This window comes from Tateyamaria sp. GN1-10 (assembly GCF_055693845.1).
Genome location: NZ_JBVFUR010000004.1, coordinates 3,836,347 through 3,858,137 on the forward strand (window position 1 = coordinate 3,836,347; position 21,791 = coordinate 3,858,137).

Genomic DNA, 21,791 nt, shown 5'->3' on the forward strand with positions numbered 1-21,791 from the left:
TCCCCACAGCGCGATAACCAACCCTTTGTGACCAATCAAAAATCACAAACCGCTAAACATCCCGTAACCCCACCGAAGGGCCTGTCCCCGCGGGGACAGATTGCCAAATCCGCCCCTTCGCCCTAGCCTTCGCCTGTCCCAACCCGAAGGTTTCCATGCTCTCCCTCCAGTTTTTCCTGACCGCCCTCGTCGTCGTCATCGCCCCAGGCACGGGTGTGATCTACACCCTCGCCCTGGGCCTCGGCCAAGGCCGCCGCGCCGCGCTCTGGGCCGCATTTGGCTGCACAGTCGGGATCGTCCCGCACCTTCTGGCCGCGACGCTCGGACTGGCGGCAATCCTTCACACCTCTGCTCTCCTGTTCAATATCGTGAAATTTGCCGGCGTCGCGTATCTGCTTTGGCTCGCATGGGGCAGTCTGCGCAGCGGTGGCGCACTGAACATTTCGTCCCAACGCAGTGCCGATGCCGGGTGGCGCATTGCAAGGCGGGGTGCGTTGATCAACATCCTGAACCCGAAGCTGTCCATTTTCTTCCTCGCGCTTCTGCCTCCGTTCCTGTCGGGCAACACGACAACCGCAACGTTCGAGATGACGACCCTTGGGCTGGTTTTCATGGCAATGACCTTCGCCGTGTTCGTTCTGTACGGCACATTCGCCGCAGCGGCGCGCCAGTGGATCCTCGGATCAGAAATCGTCATGCGCTGGCTCTCGCGCAGCTTTGCCGCGATCTTTGCTGCGTTGGCAGGCCGCCTTGCGCTCGAACGCGCGTGAGCAGCAACTGGATTCACTTCGATGGCATTATCGAACCCATGGTTTGGGGAAAAAACACCTACACCGTTCTGTGTCTACCGGACACGGTTGCGGCAGCTCTGCCGCCCCATACCAAACGGATCGAGGGCGAGTTTGGCGATTTCCCGATCAATCTCGCGTTGACGAAAGCCCCAGTGATCGACGGCCTGTTTGTTTACACCGGCAAGACATTTCTCCGCGACAGCGGGCTTGAAGTTGGAGAACCCTTTGATGCGCGCGTGCGACCCGTTGACCCAAGGCTCGTTGAGGTGCCGGACGACGTTTTGCTAGCCATCCGCAACTCCGGGCAGATCAACGCCTGGAACGCTTTGACACCTGGTCAGCAGCGCTCCAGATTGCATCTTGTCAACACGGCCAAAAGGGTCGACACCCGCACCAAGCGCATTCAGAAACTGATCAGCGAACTATGACCAGAATACCCATCGTCCCCCTTGCCCTTGGCCTGGCCGGTCTGATCCCGTTTGTCTGGGGGGCAGCGACACTCTTGAACGATGGGCTTGGAGCGTGGGGGGCGCAGGCATTCGGGCCACGTTTCGTCGGACCATATGTTCAGCTGTTCTACGGTTCGGTCATTCTGTCGTTCATGTCTGGCGTTTTGTGGGGGTTTGCGACCAAGACCAAAGGTACACAGGCGGCCATGGGCTACACCCTATCCGTCGTGCCTGCCCTATGGGCGTTCTTCATGACGGGGGGTGGTCCAACCAGCGCTGGAATGAACCTCATCTTCGGATTTGTTGGCCTGCTCATGCTGGACTTCGCCTTTTTCCGCTGGGGTCTGACACCCTCATGGTGGATGAGATTGCGACTGCTATTGACGGCCATCGTCGTGACCTGCCTTGCAGTTACGGTGGTGTGATGAGCGACCGGAAAACCCTGCAGGTCTATGCAGACAAGGCCGCCGACTATGCCAAACTGGTGAGCAAGGCCAACGCCGATCCCAGCCTGCAACGGTTCATCGCAGCGATGCCCGAGGCCGGAACGGTACTCGACATCGGCTGCGGCCCCGGATTTGCCGCCGCCGCGATGGCACAGGCCGGTCTGACCGCACACGCCTGGGATCCGGTGCCCGAGATGCTGGACCTCGCCCGAGCGCATACCGGTGTCACAGCACGGCTGGCAGGCTATGGCGATCTGGCCGAAACCGCAGCCTATGACGGTATCTGGGCCAACTTCTCGATGCTGCACACGCCGCTGGGAAAATGGCCCGACCAGTTCACGGCGATCCGCGCCGCCCTGAAACCGGGTGGCCTGTTCCATTTCGGCACCAAGGTGGGCACCGGCGAAAGCCGCGACAGCATCGGACGGCTCTATTCCTACATGCCAGAAGACGCATTGACCGACCTGCTGACATCCACTGGGTTCGACATCCAGTACAGCCGCACGGGCGAGGAAGCCGGCCTGTCGGGCGAGGTTGCCCCATTCATCGTGCTGCAGGCCGCCTGTGCCTGAGCTGTTTGCCTATACAGACGGTGCCTGCTCCGGAAATCCCGGCCCGGGTGGCTGGGGTGCTTTGTTGCGGGCCATGGACGGCGACCGGATCGTCAAGGAACGTGAACTCAAGGGCGGAGAGGCCCAGACCACCAACAACAAGATGGAGCTGATGGCTGCAATCTCGGCTCTTGAGGCGTTGGACAAACCCTCGACCATCACCGTCGTCACCGACAGCAACTACGTCAAGAACGGGATCACCAGCTGGATCCACGGCTGGAAGCGGAACGGGTGGAAGAACGCTGCCAAGAAACCCGTCGCCAATGCCGACCTGTGGCAACGGCTGGACGCTGCGCAAGCCCGGCACGACGTGACCTGGGAGTGGGTCAAGGGACATGCCGGTCACCCTGAAAACGAACGGGCTGACGAATTGGCACGGGCGGGCATGGCCCCCTTCAAGGGCAAGTGACGCAGGGGCATTTCCGCCAAACCAGCCTCAAACCGGTGTCGACCGCGTGATTGTCACATCGAATGTTACAGGTAGTTGATCACCCAACTTGCTGTAAAAATTACATTATCCTGCGCTCATCCAAGCAAATCCTCACACCACCCTGCCATATCCATGACAGTTTGTGACCGAACGGTCCCTTATTGTTACAGCCGTACTTCTCTATCTCTTTCTCAAGACGAACGGCCCAGACGCCGAAACGCAAAGGAGAAGAGAGAATGAAACTGAAAGCCACCAAGACCCCGCTTCTGATCGCCGCAATCGCGACCGCCGTCACCGTAACCAGCCTTGCACCGGCAAATGCGCAAGCCGTCTGGGCCAGTGCCCCCGCCAACGCTGACGTCGCGCAGGTGATTGATGCCAATTTCAAAGTGAAGGTGAAGAAGCACAAATTTCACCATGGCTACAAATACCACCATGGGCACAAACATCACCATGGTCACAAGTTTCATCACGGTGTGAAGAAAAAGAAATACGTGAGCCCAAAAACCAAGTTCAAGAAGAAGGTCCTGATCAAGAAATTCTTCTGATCGCCCCGCCCTTCAGTGCACATGCATCTTGGACGGCCCGCCCTTTCCCTAATGGTGGGCCGCTCGCCCTTTTCTCACCAATACACACGCGTTCTCAAGGCCGGACCGGCTTGGGTCGCCCGCCCTGCATCACTATGTTATGCCATGGCACTGCTGCCAAACCCCGTCGGAAGGTATGACATGTCAGACTTCAAACAGCATGTTTGCAGCATGATCGGTTTGGCGTTTTTGTGTTCGACACTTCCAGCCAATGCCGACGACGCAACGACGGGCGCAAACCGTATCGTGACGCACCCAAAACTGATCCAGAAGCCGACCCCGAACAGCACCCGGAACCAGTTCACCAGTGGCGTCCGCCCCGCAAAACCGTCCAGTCACTTGGGCCCAAACTTCCGCTTGGCCGAACCGTCCAGTCACCTTGGTCCGAATTTCAGGACAACCGGACACGGCGCCGACAGTCGCAAGCGCTGATCTTTCAGGCCAAAGCCCAAGGTCGCTTCACTTCCGCCAATGCGTTGGAACGATGATCAGCGCGCCAATCGAGGATACAATCGCGTTCAGCCCGGGGCTGGAAAAGCCAAAGCCGAACATCAGTCGGACGAAGTAAAACAGGAACGCGCCGCCGATGCAGATGATGATCGACTGTACAATCCCGTTGTGGGTAAACCGCGATTTTTCCGAAACGTAGCCGACAATGCCCGCAATCACGACGGTGCCGATCAGGGTGGGAAACATGGGCGGCGCTCCTACAATTGGGTTCCCTTGGGCAGGGGCATGCCGCGCAGGAACGTTTTCGCATCCTGCGCGCCTTTGCCTGCCCGTTGCAAGCGGGTCAGACGTACGGCGCCCTGACCGCAGGCGATCGTTAGGCCGTCATCAAGGATCGTGCCCGCAAGGCCAGAGCCTTCAGCCAGTTCCGAACCCAGCACTTTGATCCGCATGCCATCATGCTCAAACCAAGCGCCGGGAAAGGGGGATAGCCCGCGAATTTTCCGGTCCACCTCAACCGCATCCTGTGTCCAGTCGATGGCCGCCTCAGCCTTTTCGATCTTCGCAGCATAGGTTACGCCATGCTCCGGCTGCGGTTCAGCCGTCAGCGCTGGCAACTGCTCCAGCGTTTTCACGATCAATGCGGCCCCCAGATCGGCAAGCCTGTCATGCAGCTCAGCCGTGGTTTCAGTTGCGCCAATGGTCGTCGCCTCGCGCATCAGGACAGGCCCGGTGTCCAACCCCGCCTCCATCTGCATGATGCACACACCCGTCTCTGCATCCCCCGCCATGATCGCCCGGTGAATGGGCGCGGCCCCCCGCCAGCGTGGTAGCAGGCTTGCATGAATATTCAGACAGCCATGGGTCGGCGCATCAAGGACGGGTTGCGGCAGGATCAGGCCATAAGCCACGACAACAGCTATATCTGCATTCAGCGCGGCGAAGTCTGCCTGCGCCTCGGCGTCGCGCAGCGAAACGGGATGACGCACCTCTAGCTCCAAGGCCTCGGCACGCGCCTGCACCGGGCTGAGTCGGTCTTTCTTCCCCCGCCCCGCCGGTCGTGGAGGCTGAGTGTAGACGCACGCAATCTCGTGCCCCGCTGCGTGGAGAGCATCAAGGGCAGAGACAGAGAAGTCTGGCGTTCCCATAAAGATCACGCGCATGTCACCGGGCCTTTCTTGCCTTGCGGATCAGCATGTCCCGCTTCACCCGCCCCAGATTGTCGAAATACATCCGCCCGGCCAGATGGTCGATCTGGTGCTGCACACTGCGCGCTTCCAAGCCTTCGAACGTGCGGCGGTCAATGACGCCATCAGCATTCAGAAAACGCACGGTGACAGTCTTTGGTCGCGGAATCTCGGCCGAAACACCGGGCAGGTTCGGGCTTGCTTCCGTACCTTTCTCGATCTCCGCATCAGCCTCCAGCACCTCGGGATTGGCCAACAGGATGCGGCGGCTGCGGTCCGGGGTGGCGTCAACCACGGCAAGGCGCAGCATCACCCCGATCTGCGGCGCGGCAAGACCAACGCCGGGCATCGCGTCCATCGTCTCGACCATGTCTGCCCAAATCCCGCGCACGTCATCGGTGACCTCGGGCACATCCGCAGCCGCCGTGCGCAGCCGCACGTCAGGCCATGGGACAAAAGGGCGAACCGTCATACTTGCGCCTCGTAAGCGCTCAGAATTGCCGCACGTTGCGCCTCATCAACCTGATCGAGCGTGACGATACCATCCAGATGATCGAGTTCGTGCTGGGCGCAAAGCGCGTGAAACCCGCTCAGCCATTGATCATGTACCATGCCTTCAAGATCGGTCCACACCATCCGAACCGAGGTTGGGCGTTCGACATGGGCCATGACGCCGGGGATCGACAGACAGCCCTCGTCAGAGCCGACAATTTCCGTGCCGCGGTCCAGAATATCCGGGTTGATGCAGATAACGGGGCTGGGGTCGCCCTCTTTCCACGTCGCATCCATCACAAAGAGGCGCAGCAACTCCCCCACCTGCGGGGCTGCCAAACCACGGCCCGGGGCTGCATACATGGTGTCGAGCATATCCGCGGCCAAACTCCGGATGGCCGGGGTGATGACCTCAACCGGTTCACAGATCGCCTGCAAACACGAATGCGGCCAGGTCAGGATCTCGCGCAGGCTCATGCGCGGGCGCGTTCCCGTTTCAGCTTCTGCATCTTGCGCGTGATCAACTGGCGCTTGAGCGGTTTGAGGTAGTCAATGAACAGCTTGCCATCGAGGTGGTCGATCTCGTGCTGAACGCATGTGGCCCATAGGCCATCCATGCCCTCGATCCGCTCCTTGCCGTCACGGTCGATCCAACGCACTTCAACCTCGGCGGGGCGGGTCACATCAGCAAACTGCTCGGGGATGGACAGGCACCCTTCCTCGTATGTGTTCAGCTCATCCGAAGATGCAAGGACCTCGGGGTTGAACATGATCAAGGGACGGTGCGCCTCTCCCTCTTCCTTGACGCAATCCAGTACGATCAGCCGGGTCAGTACACCCACTTGCGGGGCGGCCAGCCCAATCCCCGGCGCGTCATACATGGTTTCCAACATGTCATCGGCCAGACGACGCAGTTCATCCGACAGATCGGACACAGCATCCGCCGTCTTCTTCAGGCGTGGATCGGGGTGCAAGATTATGGGTCGTTTCATGCCCTTGCATGTAAGCCAACACCCCGGGCATCGCAATGTCCCCTTGCACCTGCCAGCACGCACGCTAGCCTGCGCGCAAATCAGAACCGGAGACCCCCCATGAGCTTTGACACCATCATCGACCGCCGCGGCAGCCATTGCGTGAAATGGGACATGATGGAAGCGATCTATGGCGTGGACGGGGACAAGGGGCTCGCCATGTGGGTGGCCGACATGGACTTCCGTCCGCCGCAATGCGTTCTGGACGCTGTGCAGGCGCAAGTCGATCACGGGATCATGGGGTATTTCGGGGACGACAGCCAGTACCGGGCGGCCATTCAGTGGTGGATGAAGGAACGGCACAACTGGACGGTACACGCCGATCAGATCTTTACCACGCACGGCCTCGTCAACGGCACAGCCATGTGCGTGGACACCTTCACTCAGCCCGGCGATGGGGTCGTGCTCATGACACCTGTGTACCACGCCTTTGCCCGGGTCATCACGGCCAACAATCGGCGCGTGGTTGAGTGCGAGATGCCCATGACCGACGGGCGCTACACTATGGATTTCGACGCGTGGGACGCGCAAATGGACGGGTCCGAAACCATGCTGATCCTCTGCTCGCCCCATAACCCCGGCGGACGCGTCTGGACACGCGAAGAACTGGAAGGCATCGCAGCCTTTGCCAAGCGCCACAACCTGATCCTCGTGTCGGACGAAATTCACCACGACCTCGTCATGCCCGGGCACAAGCACATCCCGATGTCCCATATCCCCGGGGTCGAGGATCAGCTGATCATGATGACGGCCACAACCAAGACGTTCAACATCGCAGGGAGCCACTCTGGCAACGTGATCATCGCGGAGCCGGACCTGCGCGCCAAGTTTGCCCAGCGCATGGCGGGGTTGGGCCTGTCGCCAAATTCGTTCGGACTGTTCATGGCGACGGCTGCCTACTCGCCGGAAGGGGCTGCGTGGACAGACGAACTGGTCACGTATCTCGATGGCAACCGGAAGCTCTTTGACGACGCCGTGAATGCAATTCCGGGGCTTTACTCTATGCCGCTTGAATCGACTTACTTGTCCTGGGTCGATTTCGATGGCACCGGCATGACGCGCGAGGAATTCACCAAACGGGTCGAGAAGGACGCCTGCATCGCGGTCAACCACGGCCCCACCTTCGGCAAGGGCGGCGACAGCTGGCTGCGGTTCAACATCGCCACGCCCCGCGCACGGGTGCAGGAAGCGGCCGAACGGTTGGCGCGGGCATTTGGTGACTTGCAATAGGACGCGACACACGCGCCCTCTAGTGTGACACGGTCAGATTGTTGATCAACCAAACGCGAACGTGCGTTTATCAGGATGCCTGCGACAAGGTCGGATGCAGACAATAGGTCCTTGAGACCTTGCTGATACCGAATGCCAATCAGACCGCACTAGAAACCGTCTGTCATACGCACCTTTGGAAACGCTTCAGTCTTTTTTGTTGCGTTCTGCCGCCGCGCAACTCTTCCTGATCACGTCCGCAGTCAGGAGGAGGCAAGACATGACCAACCGAAAGCTTTACCTTGGCCCCCTGACCGACAACAGGCGTTGGGACATGGTCAACATCCGGCCCGACGACGTGTTCGTTGTCACGCCTCCCAAATGCGGGACGACGTGGATGCAGACAATAGTGGCGCTACTGCTGTCCGGCGACCCCGAGGTCGAGACGGAATTGTCCATAAAGATGCCATGGGTCGACATCCGCATCCGCGAAATGGCGGAAGTGGCGGAACGGCTCGACGCCATGACCCAACCCCGCAGCATGAAAAGCCATACACCATTGGATGGGCTGCCTTTGGACGATCAGGCGCAGTATATTTGCGTGTTCCGCCATCCTCTTGATGCGCATTTCTCGATGCGACAACACATGCGCAACATCCCAATGCCCTGGTTCAATCATTGGTATCCAGAGGAAGACGAGGAAGGTATTGCATTTCGCCGTTTTCTGGATGGTGGGGCCGAGGGGTTCGATGCTGATGCCATGCCCCTCGCGCATATCCTTCGACACTACCAAGCCGCCAAGGCGCTTGCCGACCGACCGAACGTATCGCTCTTCCACTACGCGGATATGAAGCGGGACCTGGCCGGCGTCTTCGCCAAACTGTCGGCGTTGCTGGACACACCGCATTCAGAGGTCGTCATGCAACAGCTTCTTGCGGCGGCAACATTCGACAACATGAGACAGAACGCAGAGCGCTATGCTCCGTCGGGAGGGAAGGGATTTTTCAAGTCGGATACCGCGTTCTTTCACAGCGGCACCAGCGGAAAATGGCGGGGTCATCTGACGGATGACGAGCTCTCTGCCTATAACGCTATGATGAATGCCCATTTGAAGCCAGAAGACCGCGCATGGTTAGAGAATGGCTCTGCATTGAGGGACACCCCCTAGCAGATTGCCCCTCGCAATATCTGTATTGGTCTGTTTGCAACAGCGCCCTGACACCGACGATCCAGCAGCGTGGATCAGTCGACCTTGTTGGCCAGCAACGCCACCGGCGCATCTTCGGCCCGAACGAAATCAAGCGCAGGTTTTTCGGCCACTGCCGTCAGCCGCTTGAACTCGTACCGCATCTCGCCCGCCTCTTCGTCGGAGGCCACGATCAGGCATTGGAACAGATGGATCGCACCGTCATACAAATCAACATACCCACGCAGATAAGGCGGCGCCTCTGCCTGCATGGAAAACCCGGTTTTCCACATGCGTAGAACGGGGTACGTCACACCATCAACGGCAAGGCGCAAGCGCGATGCCTTTTTCAACGATTGCAGCCGCGCACTATCAAGACCGGCTTGCACTTCCTTCGGTACGAATGTGGACATGGCAGTCTTTCCTTTCAGTCCCCACATCAAAAGATGACCAGCTAAGTGAGTCGTTTCAGTTAAATTCCAATGACATACTCCGAGTCTTTTCAGAATGTGGCTTTCCTGTGACTCTGGCATTTCTCATATGTGTGTGCGCAGACGCAGGCGCAATGCGCGCACCCACCGCTTTGCGGGCAAAACCACCGTCGCTACATCTGTCCCTGCATAAGCAGGAGAAGCGACATGGGTCTTTTGGTGGACGGTGTCTGGCACGACCAGTGGTACGATACGAAATCAAGCGGTGGAAAATTTCAGCGTAGCCAGGCCAAGTTCCGCAACTGGATCACCGCTGACGGCAGCGCAGGCCCATCGGGGGCGGATGGGTTTTCGGCCGAAAGCGGGCGCTATCATCTCTATGTCTCCTATGCCTGCCCATGGGCGCACCGGGCCTTGATCTTCCGCCAGCTCAAGGACCTGACCGACCACATCAGCATCTCGGCCGTGCATCCGGACATGCTGTCGGATGGCTGGACGTTCCAAACAGATGATAAGGGCGCCACGGGGGACACACTCTATGGCGCTCCCTTTGCCCGCGACATCTATACCAAGGCCGATCCGAAGTTCTCGGGCCGGGTCACGGTGCCGATCCTGTGGGACAAACAGCGCGAAACCATCGTGAGCAACGAAAGCTCCGAGATTATCCGCATGTTCAACTCGGCTTTTGACGGGATCACGGGCAACACCCGGGATTTCTGGCCACAGGAGCTGCGGGACGCCATCGCCCCCGTGAACGACCGCATCTACGATACGCTGAACAACGGCGTCTACAAATCCGGCTTCGCCACGACGCAAGAGGCTTATGACGACGCAGTCCACCCGCTCTTTGACACGCTCGACTGGCTGGAGGAGCGGTTGGCCGGGTCACGCTATCTGATGGGCGACGAGATCACCGAGGCCGACTGGCGGCTCTTTACCACGCTGGTGCGGTTCGACCCGGTCTACCACCTGCACTTCAAGTGCAACCGCAGGCGGCTGATGGACTACCCCAACCTTTGGGCCTACACGCGCGAACTCTATCAGGTGCCGGGCGTGGCCGAGACGGTGAACATGGATCACATCGTGCGCCACTATCACTACAGCCACGAAAGCATCAATCCGCACCGGATCGTGCCGATCAACGCTGTGGTTGATTTTGCAGCCCCCCACGGGCGCGACGCGGTCAGCTGACCCCGTAGTGCTCCACCATCGCCGCCAGATCCTCTGGCGGTGTCCCGGCTGGGACAAAGGCGCAGGCATTGCTGGAATGGTTGAAGATCGACCCGTCCGAGAAAAAGGACGTGTCGGTCACAAAAATGACCCGCGCGTTGGGATGCCGGTAGCTGGCGAAATCCGCAACGGCCAACGCGCTCCCCTCGCCAAGAACAAGGTCCATGACGATGATGTCTGCGGTATGTTCCGACAAGTATTCGACAGCTTCATTTTGTCCGTGAACAAGGGACACAACCGCACCCTGACGCTCTAGATGTCGCTGCCACAACACCCCTAACTCAGGTCGACTCTCTACAATCAATACATTCATATTAACTCCGAGCCACCCCAACGTGACCCTGCCTACAAAGTTCTGTTCAAGATTGTCTTAACAATCAGTTAACGTTTCCTAAAATTCGTTAACACCATCACATTCGCTTGAAAATTGCGCGACATTCCGCTTTTTGCAAGCCGGATGCCGCCGAGGCTGGCGTGAAAGACACAGGAGGCTTGCATCTTGCAGCAGAAGAGAGACCACGGAGGTGGGCTTGACGGCGCGGTTGCTCGCCACGGTGGGAACCGCGCGAATTGGATTGATCTGTCGACCGGTATCAATCCGCAAGCCTATCCCGTTCCTTCTATCGCATCGGATGCATGGACAGCGTTGCCCGACACCGGGGCAGCCATCCGATTGACTGACGCGGCGCGCCGTTTTTGGTCGATCCCGGATGACGCAGGCGTGCTGGCGACACCAGGAGCATCCTCTCTCATCGCACAAATCCCTCGTCTTGCTTCCGCGGGCAAGGTCCGCATCAAGACGCCTACCTATAACGAACATGCGGCCAGCTTTGCCGGTCATGGTTGGACGGTCTGCAACGATGCACAGGCCAGTGCATGCGTCCTGGTGCACCCAAACAATCCCGACGGGCACCTTTGGACCGCAAAGGACGCCAACGCCAAGTTGACGGTGATCGACGAAAGCTTCTGTGACGTGACCCCGCAGGCCAGCCTGATCAACCAGGCAACACAACCCGGCACGCTTGTCCTCAAAAGCTTTGGCAAGTTCTGGGGGCTCGCTGGCTTGCGATTGGGCTTCGCAATCGGGGATCCTGCGCTCATCAAACGGCTCACGGAAATGCTGGGGCCCTGGCCCGTGTCTGGCATCGCGCTCGACATCGGGGCGACTGCACTCGAAGATGCGGACTGGGCCACCGCAACCCGCGCCAGACTGTCCGCCGACGCGCAGCGGCTCGACACGTTGATGGCTGCGCGTGGCGCTGACCTTGTGGGCGGTACATCCCTGTTCCGGCTCTACGATGTGGGTGACGCGGCAGCCTTCCAACAGCGCTTGGCGCAGGCCCATATCTGGAGCCGCATCTTTCCTTACAGCACCCACTGGCTGCGCCTTGGACTGCCTGCGGCCAAGGACTGGTCGAGGGTCGAGGCCGCGCTTTGAACGGCCTCCTCGTCCTCGCTCTAGCAATGTGCCTTGACGCCGTCGCGGGTGAGCCGCGCTGGCTTTGGTCGCGTGTGCCACACCCGGCGGTTCTGATGGGGCGAGCGATCGGCGCTTTGGACGTAAGATGGAACCGCGAACCCAGCGCACGCGCCAAGGGCGTGTTGGCCATCGCCCTGCTTGTGATTGCCGCCGCCGCTGTCGGGTGGGCGGTCAACCAACTTGGCTGGATGGCCGAAGTTGTCGTCACCGCCATCCTGCTTGCGCACCGATCCCTCGTGTCGCATGTGGCCGCCGTTGCGCACGGGCTTCGACAATCCGTTGCCGAAGGCCGCCGCGCCATCCGCATGATCGTCAGCCGCGATGTCAGCACGTCTTCATCCTCGCAAGTCACACGCGCCGGGATCGAAAGCCTGTCTGAAAACTTCAGCGATGGCGTGATCGCCCCGGCCTTCTGGTTTCTGATTGCGGGTGTGCCCGGCATCCTGATCTACAAGGTTGTCAACACGGCGGACAGCATGGTGGGCTACCTCACCCCCCGCCATGCAGAATTCGGCTGGGCCGCCGCACGCCTGGACGATGTGCTGAACTGGATACCCGCGCGCCTGACGGGCGCGCTGATTGCTCTTGTCGGAGGCGCCGCATCACAATGGCACATGATCAAATCGGACGCGCGCCTGCACCGGTCACCGAATGCGGGCTGGCCCGAGGCCGCCATGGCCCGCGCCCTGAACATCGCGCTGGCCGGACCGCGCAGCTACCACGGACAGGTCGAAGACCTGGCATGGGTCAATGGCCGCGGCAGACGCGACCTGAACCCGACCGACATTGACACCGCCGTATCTATGGTGTGGAAAACTTGGGGTCTGGTTGTCGGTATTCTTGGTCTTTTAGGGTTTTTCATATGCGTATTTTGAAACAGGTCTTGGCTGTGGCCACGGTGGCCGCCTTACCAGGGCTGGCATTGGCGAGTTGCGGCGGCAACTTCTCGGCCTTCAAGGACGACCTGAAATCCGAAGCAGTGTCGCGTGGCATATCAGCCGAAACAGCGGATCGTTTTCTCGCCTCTGTGCGTCAGGATCCGGCGGTCCTGCGCGCCGACCGTGCCCAAGGCGTATTCCAACGCCCATTCATCGACTTTTCCCGCCGCCTGATTTCGCAAAACCGCATCAACGCGGGCAAGGCTAAGGCGCGGCAATGGGATTCTGTGTTTGAACGGGTCGAGCGGGACTATGGCGTGGACCGAAACGTCCTGCTGGCCTTCTGGGCGTTCGAAACAGATTACGGTGCGTTTCAGGGTGACTTCAACACCGCCAACGCACTCGTCACACTGGCACATGACTGTCGCAGGCCAGAGCTGTTCCGCCCGCAGGTATTCGCAGGGATGGAGTTGTTTGCGCAGGGGGATTTTGACCCGCAGCGCACGACCGGTGCATGGGCAGGTGAGATTGGCATGGTGCAAATGCTGCCTGCCGACATCATCGAAAACGGTGTCGATGGCGATGGCGACGGGGCGGTGCGGCTCAAATCTTCGGCACCGGATGCCCTGCTTTCCGGCGGCAAGATGCTTAAGCATTTCGGCTGGCGCGCGGGTGAACCATGGCTACAGGAAGTCACCGTGCCCGCCGATATGGATTGGAGCCTGAGCGGGGCGGGCAAACCGCAATCCGTGGCACAATGGCAAGCCATGGGCGTGGAGGTGCGCAGCGGAACACTGGTAGACCTGCCTGGCTCTCTCATCCTCCCTCAGGGACGCAAGGGGCCGGCCTTCCTCGCTTATCCCAACTTCGATGTGTATTTCGAGTGGAACCAGTCGTTCACATATGTGCTGACTGCCGCCTATTTTGCGACCCGGCTGGGCGGCGCGCAGGTCTATGACGCAGGCAACCCCGAGCCTGGGCTTGGGGCTGATCAGATGAAGCGTCTACAAACAAAACTGCAGGGGCGTGGATACAACGTGGGCAAGATCGACGGCATCCTTGGCGCTGGAACGCGGGCGGCTGTTCAAGCCGAACAGACGCGCCTGGGCTTACCCGCCGACGCTTGGCCAACGCAGGCGTTGCTTGATCGCCTGTGACTACGGACGTTTGTATTTTGGTAAGTTTCGGCTTATATTCAGAACATCGGAATGTTTCTTCAGTTTTCTTATCTGAATAAACGACCCGGCAGAGCTGCTACTCTGCCGGGTCACTCTTTTTCAGGTCATAGCCCGATCAAGAGCCGGATGATCGCCACCGTAAGGGTTCCCAACGCAATGATGACCATCCATCTTCGGAATGTGGTTTCGTTCAGCTTTCTCACCTTCTTGCGCGACCCGTTTGGGATCGCATTCACGAGGTATAAAGTGAAAGATTAAATCAAAGTTGAACGTTTCGCGCACGCCACGCAACGGTCTTACGCAACAAGCGTCTCCGCCTTCTTCAGGTCCACCGACACCAACTGGCTCACACCCTGCTCGGCCATCGTTACCCCAAACAACCGATCCATCCGCGCCATCGTCACGGCATGGTGCGTGATGATCAAGAACCGCGTATCGGTCCGGCGGCACATCTCGTCCAGCAGGTCGCAGAAGCGCGTCACGTTCGCGTCGTCCAGCGGCGCGTCCACCTCGTCCAGCACACAGATCGGCGCCGGGTTCGCCAAGAACACGGCAAAGATCAACGCCATGGCCGTCAGCGTCTGTTCCCCACCCGACAGCAGGCTCAGCGTCGACAGCTTCTTGCCGGGCGGCTGACACATGATCTCAAGCCCCGCCTCCAGCGGGTCCTCGCTTTCGACCATGACCAAATTTGCCTCACCCCCGCCGAACAGGTGCGTGAACAGCAACGAAAAGTTCGAATTCACTTGCTCAAAGGCGGTCAGCAGCCGCTCACGCCCCTCGCGGTTCAGGCTGGCAATGCCGCTGCGCAGGGTCTTGATGGCCTCTTCCAAATCGGCCTTTTCACTGACAAGCGTATCATGCTCTTCCTGCACCTCCTTGGCGTCTTCCTCGGCCCGCAGGTTCACCGCACCCAGCGCATCGCGCTGACGCTTCAGGCGCCCCACCTCGGTCTCCAACGCCTCCGCACCCGGCATCTGATCAGGAGTCACATCCAGCGCGGTCAGCAACTGGTTCGGCGTCATCTGCTGCTCTTCGGCAATCCGTTCGGCGGCATAGGACACGGTTTCGCGCGCCGCCTCTGCCCGCGCCTCGGACCGCGCCCGCGCCTCTCGCGCCTCGGAGGCCAACCGCTCGGCTTCACGCTCGGCAAGCGTCGCATCGCGCAACACGCCCTCACCCTCGGACAACACGTTGGCGGCCTCTGCCTTGCGGGCCTCGGCCCGCGCAATCTCTTCGCTCAGCGCCTCACGCTTGGCGGCCAACTCGGCAGGCGCCGCCTGCGCCGTCTTCAGATCGGCCTCCGACGTGACCTTGCGGTCCACCAGCTCCGCCGTGCGCCGCTCCGCCGTCTCCAAGCGATGCTTCCAGCCGCTCACTTCCTTGGTGATCTCTTGCGCGCGCTTCACACGCGCCTCACCCGTGCGGCGCAGATCATCATGGGCCGACCGGCGCGACATCATGGTGATGCGGGCCGCCTCTACGGTCATACGCAGGTCCTCGACCTCGGCCCGCGCCACCTCCAGATCAGGCAAGTCGGCCAACGCCGTCTCGGCCTCGGACACGCGGGCACGGGCGGCCATTGCATCCTCTTCATGGCGGGTCACGGCAAGGCCAAGAGACTCCAACCGCCCCTCCGCCAGATTGCGATCGGCCTCGGCCCGGCTCAGTGCACGGGCAGCATCCGCCACCATCCGGTCCGCCTCACGGCGGGCATGGCGGGCCTGCTTGTCGGCCTCGGTCAACTCGGCCATGCGGGCCGTCAGCGCCTCATGCGCCTGCCGCGCCCCATCCGCGCGGGACGTGGCACGCTCCAGCGACTGCTTCAACTCTTCCAGCCGGTTCAACTGCTGCAAGCGCAAGGCCGCCGCACTCGGCGCATCCTCGGCCCAGGCACGGAACCCATCCCAGCGCCACACATCGCCTTCCTGCGACACGAGCCGCTGACCGGGCTTCAATAAGGGCTGCAAACGGGCCGCATCGTCCGCCTCAACCAACCCGATCTGCGACATCCGACGGACCAGAACATCCGGCACCGACACGTGCTGGGTCAGGGCCGTGACACCGTCCGGCAAGGGCTGATCAGTATCGTACGGGGGCAACACCGCCCACCCCGACGGACCATCTGCATCGACCTCTGGCGCACGCAGATCATCCGCCAAAGCCGCGCCAAGCGCCTTTTCGAACCCTTGTTGCACTTGCAAGCGGTCCAGGATCTGACCACCCTCGGCCGTGTCCCGTTCTACCAGCTTGGCTAGCGCACCCGCCTCGGCGCGCAGAGCGTTCATCTCGCCCTCGGCCTCGGACCGTTCGGCCCGCGCATCCGCCTCGCGCGACTGTGTTTCGGCCCGCGCTTCCTCGGCAGAAATCAACGCTGCATCAGCACGTTTAGCCGTGGCCTCCGCCTCGGTCGCGGCAGCCTGTGCAGCCTCGAAATCTACACCCGCCTTGTCCAGCGCCGCCCGGCTGGTCGCCACGGCGGCACGCGCCTTCTCGGCCTCGGCTTCTGACTTGGCCTCAACCTTACGGCTGTCCTCCAGCAAACGCTGGGCAGACCCGTGGCGGGCCGCCAAACGCGCCACATCCTCAGTCTTGTCAGACTGATCGCCCTCGCGGGCTTGCAGCACCTGCCCGGCCTCGCGCGCCGCCTCGGCAGCCGCCGCCAGCAAGCCGTCGTGACCCTCGCTCGCCTTGGCAATCTCGGCTGCTTCCCACTCAAGGCGTTCGATGGTCTCGCCCGCGTCCTTGTTCAACCCACCTTCGCGTTCGATGTCGCGCGCCAGCTGGGCAATGCGCCCCTCAAGTGTCTCAATCGCCTGCTCTGCCTGCTGCTCCTGATCGGACAGCGTGTCACGCTGAACCGCCAGACGCTGCAACACGGCAGCCGCAATCGCGTCTTCCTCGCGCAAGGGGGCAAGGCATCCTCGGCCACCTGCCGCGACTTGGTCGACACCTGCACAGCCCCCTGGGCTTGCGCCGCCGCAGTTGTCCGGCCCTTCAACTCCTCATCCGCAGCCGCGCGCGCATCATCCGCTTCGCGCCAGCGACGATACAGCAACTGCCCCTCGGCCTTGCGCAGACTGTCGCCAAGCTCGCGATAACGCGCCGCCTGACGTGCCTGCCGCGCCAGTTGGGACAACTGCGCCGCCAACTGTTCAATCACATCATCCACGCGGGCCAGGTTCTGTTCAGCGCCCTTCAGCTTCAACTCGGCCTCGTGCCGACGCTGATAGAGGCCCGAAATACCCGCTGCCTCTTCCAGAATCCGACGTCGGTTCTTCGGCTTGGCATTGATCAGTTCCGCGATCTGCCCCTGCCGTACCAGCGCAGGCGAATGCGCCCCGGTCGAAGCATCAGCAAAAAGCATCTGCACATCGCGCGCCCGCACATCCTTGCCGTTGGTCTTGTAGGCGCTGCCCACGTCCCGCGTGATCCGGCGCACGATCTCAAGCACATCCTGATCGTTGAATCCCGCCGGGGCCAGACGCTCGGAGTTGTCGATATGAAGGCTGACCTCGGCAAAGTTGCGGGCAGGCCTCGTGGCCGCACCGGCAAAGATCACGTCTTCCATGCCGCCACCGCGCATCGCGGTGGGACGGTTTTCACCCATCACCCAGCGCAACGCCTCCAGCAGGTTCGACTTGCCGCACCCATTCGGACCCACAACACCGGTCAGCCCATCCGCGATGATCAGATCGGTGGGATCCACAAAGGACTTAAAGCCCGTCAGTCTGAGTTTCGAAAAGCGCAAGCGCGCACCTCTGGCCTGAGTCTTACTGGACTGGCATCGTGGACGGTGTTCCGCAGCCCTGTCAACGCCAACACCCCAGAATGTGCGGGAAGCCGCAGGTTATCCACAAGATATTGCGGTTTACGACCTCAGATCACGGTGCAATCCACGTCCAAAACGAGTTCATGCGTCGCTGGGCTGACATAGCTGTCCAGCGTGTAACAGCTGTATTCGCCTTGTGGTTTCAGCCGATCAATCGGAGGGCCACCCTTGCCACAATCCAGGATGCCGGTGGCGAGGGCCTGATCGCCCCGCACTTCCTTGACCTTACAGCCGCTCACCAACTCCATGGCCTTGGCCGCGCGGTGACGGATCGGGCCAAAGCGGGGGGCGTACTCCATATTTGTGCGCAACGCCTCGGCCAGACGCCCCCGGACACGCACATCAAAGGTTGATCCATCAACAGTGACCGTCGTGGCGGGCAGGCCGCGAAAATGGGGACCGGGCGTGTTGCAGGCGGCCAACGCCATCAGGAAGGGCAGTATCCAACGCATTTGCGTACATGAGCAGGCCTACGGTTAAGAATGGATTAACGCATGCAGCGTGCGTTGCGTTAACCTTCGTTCCTCCGTCCGTTGGGGGTGTACGGATGCTGCACGGGGGGTGACACCCTGTTTGGGGCGTCAATCTCCATGAAAACAGGGTAAATGCGAGCACCGACTCAGGGCACATTCACACAATTGCACCCCCGGGCCATTGGTCATATGATTTTACCAATTCGACCGGAGTCCTCATGCCCTTTCGCCCTGTCCAACCCGACAAACTCTCCGCCGCCGTAATCCGGCAGATCGAGCAATTGATCCTGCGCGGCATCCTGCGGCCCGGCGAACGGCTGCCCCCCGAGCGGGACCTGGCCGAGCGCATGGGCGTCTCCCGCCCATCCCTGCGCGACGCCATCGGAACCCTGCAGGAAACAGGCCTGTTGGTGGCGAAACCCGGTGCCGGGGTCTATGTCGCCGATGTCCTTGGATCGGCCTTTGCCCCTGCTTTGACCGAGCTTTTCGCCCGCCATGACGAGGCGGTCTTCGACTACCTCAGCTTCCGCCGTGACATGGAAGGATTGGCCGCAGAGCGCGCGGCGCGGCTTGCATCAGACACGGATCTGGCCGTTGTGCAGAAGGTCTTTGAAAAGATGGAAGCCGCCCATCCCAAGCGCAATGGTGAGGAAGAGGCGCAGCTTGATGCGCAGTTCCACATGGCGATCATCGAAGCGAGCCACAACGTGATCATGCTCCACATGATGCGGTCGATGTACCAGCTGCTTAGGGATGGTGTGTTCTACAACCGGCAGATCATGTTCAAGCAACGCACGACACGGCAGGCCCTACTGGACCAGCACCGCCAGATCAACGAAGCGCTACAGGGCCGCGACCCCGACACGGCGCGGACGGCTGTGCATGCGCATCTGGACTATGTTGAGCGGGCGCTCCGCGATCAGCAAAAGGCCGAACACAACGAAGAGATCGCCAGACAAAGGCTGGATCACGAAACCGGAATGTAATCCAAAGGACGCGCTGCGCGCGACGATATTTTTTAGGGGCTCTGCCCCGCCGCTCACGCGCCTCCCCGCCGTATTTTCAGTCAGAAGAAACAAAAAACCCCGGTGCATTTGCCCCGGGGTTTTCAATTGGTTGCGGTGTATGCTGGTCAGTGAAGACGTGCGTCTACCTCGGCAATGGCGTCGTCGATCAGCTTGTTGCCGTCCGTTGCCGTCATCTGCTTGGCGATCACGTCACGTGCGGCTTGCACAGCGACCACAGCAGCGGTGTCACGCACCTCTTTGACGGCACTGGCTTCGGCAGAAGCAATCTGATCCGTGGCGGCAATCAAACGGCGTTCAATCGACACTTTCAGGTCCGCGCGCGCTTGTTCGGCAGCGGCTTCCGCGTCCTTCTTTGCCTGCTCGACAATCTTGTCCGCCTGCCCCTGCACTTCCTTTTGCTTGCGCTCGTATGACGCCAGCAAAGTCTGTGCTTCTTCACGCAGGGCGCGGGCTTCATTGATCTCGGACTGGATGCCGCTTGCGCGGTCGTCCAGCATTTTCGAGATCATGCCGGGCACCTTGAAATAGAACAGGACAGCGATGAACAGGATGAAGGCAACCAGAACGATGAAGTCCGTGTTGCTCAGCTTCCAGAAATCCGCCGAGAACGGGTTTTTCGATGCGGCCATGGCCGGACCAGCGGCCAGAACAGACAGCGATGTCAGGGTGAGATAACGCATGATCTTAACCTTTCATCCGGGCTGTGACGGCTGCCGTGATGGACTTGGCATCGGCCTTGCCACCCATGAGGGCCACGATGTCCTTGGCGGCGTCCTTGGCCACCACTTTGACGGCTTCCTGAGCTCCGGCGCGAATGTCGGCAATCGCCTTTTCGCTCTCGGCCGCCTTGGCAGCAATCTCTGCGTCCGCCTTTTCGATGGCGACGTCCAGATCGGCCTGGATGGCCGCCTTGGTCTCGCCCGCGATGCGTTGCGCTTCGGCACGTGCATCGGCCAGTGCCTTGTCATAGGCCGCCTCGGCAGCCTCCGCCTTGGCCTTCAGATCTTCGGCCGCGGCGATGTCATTCGTAATGGTCCCCTGCCGTTCGGCAAGGATGGCCGCGATCCGCGGCAGGGCCACGCGCGACAGCACGAAATAGATAACGACGAGGGTCACAAGCAACCAGAACACCTGGTTGTCGAAGGTTCCCACGTTCAGCTGCGGCATACCTGGAGGTGCGCCAAGAGCAACCTCACCTGCAGCATTTGTATTGTCTGCCATAACAGTCGTTCCCCTGAGGTAGCCCTGCGATCAGGGCCGAATTGCGAGCCATACATCGGGCAGCGTGACTGTATCACGCCGCCCGACCGTAAGGAATGTCGCCAGAGAAGCTTAGACGGCGAACATCAGCAGCAGAGCGACGAGGAACGAGAAGATCCCCAGGGCTTCTGCAAAGGCGATGCCGATGAACAGGGTCGCGGTCTGACCGGCGGCTGCCGATGGGTTGCGCAGGGCGCCAGCGAGGAAGTTGCCAGCGACGTGGCCCACACCGATAGCGGCTGCGCCGGAACCGATTGCTGCCAGGCCTGCGCCGATGTGTGCGAGTTCACCTTCCATGAGAATTCTCCTTACGATTGGAAGTTAGTAGATGTGTCCGGCGGGATCAGCCCCGCCATTCATTAGTGATGCGGGTGCAATGCGTCCTTGAGATACACGCATGTGAGGATTGTGAAGACGTAGGCCTGGATGGCCGACACCAGCACTTCGAGCCCGTAGATCGCCATAACGCCAATGATGGCGACAGGGGCGATAGCTGCGACTTGGGCAAAGCCAGCGAATACTTTCAGAACCGCGTGACCCGCCATCATGTTGCCAGCCAGACGAATGGAGTGGCTGACGGGGCGTACGAAGTACGAAATGATCTCGATAACTGCGAGGACCGGGCGCAGCGGCAACGGAGCGCTCGACACCCAGAACAAGCCCAGGAATGACGCGCCGTTCTTGACGAAGCCCAGAATGGTCACCGCAAAGAAGACGCCAAAGCCCAGAATGGCCGTTACGGCGATATGCGACGTGGTGGTGAACGACATCGGGATCAACCCGAGGAAGTTGGCGCATAGGATGAACATGAACAGCGTCATGATGTAGGGGAAATACTTGATACCGTCTTTGCCGGTCACATCCTCAACCATCTTGTAGACAAAGCCGTACATCAGCTCGGCAATGGATTGGCCACGGCCCGGTACGGTGGAGCGCTTGGACGTGGTCAGAACCATCAGGCCGATGATTGCAAGGATCGCAAGGGCCAGCCACAGCGTCACGTTGGTGATGGTGTACCAATGCACGTCATAGCCACCACCGAACAACGGTTTGACTTCGAACTGATCCATCGGGTGGAATGAAAGGCCACCACCTTCACCGTGCGCTTCATCTGCCATCCGGCTTTCTCCGT

26 protein-coding genes and 1 pseudogene are annotated in these 21,791 nt (G+C 60.6%); 14 read left to right on the forward strand and 13 right to left on the reverse strand.

Translation table 11 applies throughout. The features are described 5' to 3' along the window. The first annotated feature begins 155 nt into the window (after positions 1-155). From ACZ1HN_RS21180 to ACZ1HN_RS21210, 7 genes are all read left to right on the forward strand, one after another. Positions 156-770, forward strand: a complete 615-nt coding sequence (locus tag ACZ1HN_RS21180; protein ID WP_472728926.1) for a LysE family translocator — start codon at positions 156-158, stop codon at positions 768-770. After that, positions 767-1,219, forward strand: coding sequence for a YdeI/OmpD-associated family protein (locus ACZ1HN_RS21185; protein ID WP_472728927.1), 453 nt, complete (start codon positions 767-769; stop codon positions 1,217-1,219). The genes ACZ1HN_RS21180 and ACZ1HN_RS21185 overlap by 4 nt, the downstream gene beginning before the upstream one ends. Continuing rightward, positions 1,216-1,665: a DUF3429 domain-containing protein gene (locus tag ACZ1HN_RS21190; RefSeq protein WP_472728928.1), complete on the forward strand. Its 450-nt coding sequence runs from the start codon at positions 1,216-1,218 to the stop codon at positions 1,663-1,665. The genes ACZ1HN_RS21185 and ACZ1HN_RS21190 overlap by 4 nt, the downstream gene beginning before the upstream one ends. Continuing rightward, entirely contained in the window at positions 1,665-2,258 is a 594-nt protein-coding gene (locus ACZ1HN_RS21195) for a class I SAM-dependent methyltransferase (protein WP_472728929.1), read from the forward strand. The genes ACZ1HN_RS21190 and ACZ1HN_RS21195 overlap by 1 nt, the downstream gene beginning before the upstream one ends. Next, positions 2,251-2,706 (forward strand): ribonuclease HI, encoded by a 456-nt coding sequence (gene rnhA, locus ACZ1HN_RS21200; protein ID WP_299750081.1) that lies wholly within the window; start codon positions 2,251-2,253, stop codon positions 2,704-2,706. The genes ACZ1HN_RS21195 and rnhA overlap by 8 nt, the downstream gene beginning before the upstream one ends. 257 nt (positions 2,707-2,963) lie before the next feature. Then, positions 2,964-3,275 carry a hypothetical protein gene (locus ACZ1HN_RS21205; protein WP_299208199.1) on the forward strand — a complete coding sequence of 104 codons (312 nt, stop codon included), beginning with the start codon at positions 2,964-2,966 and terminating at the stop codon, positions 3,273-3,275. Positions 3,276-3,455: 180 nt separating this feature from the next. Continuing rightward, positions 3,456-3,746, forward strand: coding sequence for a hypothetical protein (locus ACZ1HN_RS21210; RefSeq protein ID WP_472728930.1), 291 nt, complete (start codon positions 3,456-3,458; stop codon positions 3,744-3,746). Between the two features lie 27 nt (positions 3,747-3,773). On the opposite strand, the gene ACZ1HN_RS21215 is transcribed toward ACZ1HN_RS21210, so the two are convergent. Genes ACZ1HN_RS21215 through def (ACZ1HN_RS21235) form a run of 5 tightly spaced genes read right to left on the reverse strand, consistent with a single transcriptional unit; the run spans position 3,774 to position 6,435 of the window. Beyond that, complete coding sequence (locus ACZ1HN_RS21215; RefSeq protein ID WP_472728931.1) at positions 3,774-4,010, reverse strand: hypothetical protein; 237 nt, start codon at positions 4,008-4,010, stop codon at positions 3,774-3,776. Between the two features lie 11 nt (positions 4,011-4,021). Then, on the reverse strand, positions 4,022-4,927 hold the full coding sequence (gene fmt, locus ACZ1HN_RS21220; RefSeq protein WP_472728932.1) for a methionyl-tRNA formyltransferase: 906 nt from the start codon (positions 4,925-4,927) through the stop codon (positions 4,022-4,024). 1 nt (position 4,928) lies between these two features. Next, a complete protein-coding gene (def, locus tag ACZ1HN_RS21225) occupies positions 4,929-5,423 on the reverse strand; it encodes a peptide deformylase (protein WP_472728933.1) in 495 nt (164 codons plus the stop codon). After that, positions 5,420-5,920: a peptide deformylase gene (gene def, locus ACZ1HN_RS21230; protein ID WP_472728934.1), complete on the reverse strand. Its 501-nt coding sequence runs from the start codon at positions 5,918-5,920 to the stop codon at positions 5,420-5,422. The genes def (ACZ1HN_RS21225) and def (ACZ1HN_RS21230) overlap by 4 nt, the downstream gene beginning before the upstream one ends. Continuing rightward, positions 5,917-6,435 carry a peptide deformylase gene (def, locus tag ACZ1HN_RS21235; protein ID WP_472728935.1) on the reverse strand — a complete coding sequence of 173 codons (519 nt, stop codon included), beginning with the start codon at positions 6,433-6,435 and terminating at the stop codon, positions 5,917-5,919. The genes def (ACZ1HN_RS21230) and def (ACZ1HN_RS21235) overlap by 4 nt, the downstream gene beginning before the upstream one ends. 99 nt (positions 6,436-6,534) lie before the next feature. On the opposite strand from def (ACZ1HN_RS21235), the gene ACZ1HN_RS21240 reads away from it, so the two are divergent. Beyond that, complete coding sequence (locus tag ACZ1HN_RS21240) at positions 6,535-7,704, forward strand: MalY/PatB family protein (protein ID WP_472728936.1); 1,170 nt, start codon at positions 6,535-6,537, stop codon at positions 7,702-7,704. Positions 7,705-7,963: 259 nt separating this feature from the next. Then, positions 7,964-8,851 carry a sulfotransferase domain-containing protein gene (locus ACZ1HN_RS21245; RefSeq protein WP_472728937.1) on the forward strand — a complete coding sequence of 296 codons (888 nt, stop codon included), beginning with the start codon at positions 7,964-7,966 and terminating at the stop codon, positions 8,849-8,851. Positions 8,852-8,925: 74 nt separating this feature from the next. Here the strand turns inward: ACZ1HN_RS21245 and ACZ1HN_RS21250 are convergent, their stop codons facing one another. Further along, complete coding sequence (locus ACZ1HN_RS21250; protein WP_472728938.1) at positions 8,926-9,282, reverse strand: hypothetical protein; 357 nt, start codon at positions 9,280-9,282, stop codon at positions 8,926-8,928. 225 nt (positions 9,283-9,507) lie between these two features. Between ACZ1HN_RS21250 and ACZ1HN_RS21255 the strand changes: the two genes are divergently transcribed. After that, on the forward strand, positions 9,508-10,491 hold the full coding sequence (locus ACZ1HN_RS21255) for a glutathione S-transferase family protein (RefSeq protein WP_472728939.1): 984 nt from the start codon (positions 9,508-9,510) through the stop codon (positions 10,489-10,491). Here the strand turns inward: ACZ1HN_RS21255 and ACZ1HN_RS21260 are convergent. After that, on the reverse strand, positions 10,484-10,843 hold the full coding sequence (locus ACZ1HN_RS21260) for a response regulator transcription factor (protein ID WP_299208178.1): 360 nt from the start codon (positions 10,841-10,843) through the stop codon (positions 10,484-10,486). The two genes, ACZ1HN_RS21255 and ACZ1HN_RS21260, sit on opposite strands and share 8 nt — an antisense overlap. A gap of 186 nt (positions 10,844-11,029) precedes the next feature. Here ACZ1HN_RS21260 and ACZ1HN_RS21265 point away from each other — a divergent pair, with 186 nt between their 5' ends. From ACZ1HN_RS21265 to ACZ1HN_RS21275, 3 genes are read left to right on the forward strand one after another with little or no spacing between them, the layout of a single operon-like run. Next, positions 11,030-11,968 (forward strand): threonine-phosphate decarboxylase, encoded by a 939-nt coding sequence (locus ACZ1HN_RS21265; RefSeq protein WP_472728940.1) that lies wholly within the window; start codon positions 11,030-11,032, stop codon positions 11,966-11,968. Then, complete coding sequence (gene cbiB, locus ACZ1HN_RS21270; protein ID WP_472728941.1) at positions 11,965-12,885, forward strand: adenosylcobinamide-phosphate synthase CbiB; 921 nt, start codon at positions 11,965-11,967, stop codon at positions 12,883-12,885. Before ACZ1HN_RS21265 ends, cbiB begins: the two co-directional genes overlap by 4 nt. Beyond that, on the forward strand, positions 12,873-14,045 hold the full coding sequence (locus tag ACZ1HN_RS21275) for a lytic murein transglycosylase (protein ID WP_472728942.1): 1,173 nt from the start codon (positions 12,873-12,875) through the stop codon (positions 14,043-14,045). Before cbiB ends, ACZ1HN_RS21275 begins: the two co-directional genes overlap by 13 nt. Before the next feature lie 317 nt (positions 14,046-14,362). On the opposite strand, the pseudogene smc reads toward ACZ1HN_RS21275, so the two are convergent. Then, positions 14,363-17,817 (reverse strand): annotated as a pseudogene (gene smc / locus ACZ1HN_RS21280) (chromosome segregation protein SMC). A gap of 128 nt (positions 17,818-17,945) precedes the next feature. Beyond that, the gene (locus ACZ1HN_RS21285; protein ID WP_472728943.1) at positions 17,946-18,350 is read right to left on the reverse strand and encodes a hypothetical protein; all 405 of its coding nucleotides are present in this window, start codon (positions 18,348-18,350) and stop codon (positions 17,946-17,948) included. Positions 18,351-18,589: 239 nt separating this feature from the next. On the opposite strand from ACZ1HN_RS21285, the gene ACZ1HN_RS21290 reads away from it, so the two are divergent. Then, complete coding sequence (locus ACZ1HN_RS21290) at positions 18,590-19,357, forward strand: FadR/GntR family transcriptional regulator (protein ID WP_472728944.1); 768 nt, start codon at positions 18,590-18,592, stop codon at positions 19,355-19,357. A gap of 146 nt (positions 19,358-19,503) precedes the next feature. On the opposite strand, the gene ACZ1HN_RS21295 is transcribed toward ACZ1HN_RS21290, so the two are convergent. The 4 genes from ACZ1HN_RS21295 to ACZ1HN_RS21310 form a co-directional block, all read right to left on the reverse strand. Next, on the reverse strand, positions 19,504-20,079 hold the full coding sequence (locus tag ACZ1HN_RS21295) for a F0F1 ATP synthase subunit B (RefSeq protein WP_472728945.1): 576 nt from the start codon (positions 20,077-20,079) through the stop codon (positions 19,504-19,506). Positions 20,080-20,083: 4 nt separating this feature from the next. Then, positions 20,084-20,620, reverse strand: a complete 537-nt coding sequence (locus ACZ1HN_RS21300) for a F0F1 ATP synthase subunit B' (protein ID WP_299750130.1) — start codon at positions 20,618-20,620, stop codon at positions 20,084-20,086. Between the two features lie 111 nt (positions 20,621-20,731). Then, the gene (locus ACZ1HN_RS21305) at positions 20,732-20,956 is read right to left on the reverse strand and encodes a F0F1 ATP synthase subunit C (RefSeq protein ID WP_015496525.1); all 225 of its coding nucleotides are present in this window, start codon (positions 20,954-20,956) and stop codon (positions 20,732-20,734) included. A gap of 62 nt (positions 20,957-21,018) precedes the next feature. Further along, the gene (locus ACZ1HN_RS21310) at positions 21,019-21,777 is read right to left on the reverse strand and encodes a F0F1 ATP synthase subunit A (protein WP_299208163.1); all 759 of its coding nucleotides are present in this window, start codon (positions 21,775-21,777) and stop codon (positions 21,019-21,021) included. Positions 21,778-21,791: the final 14 nt, after the last annotated feature.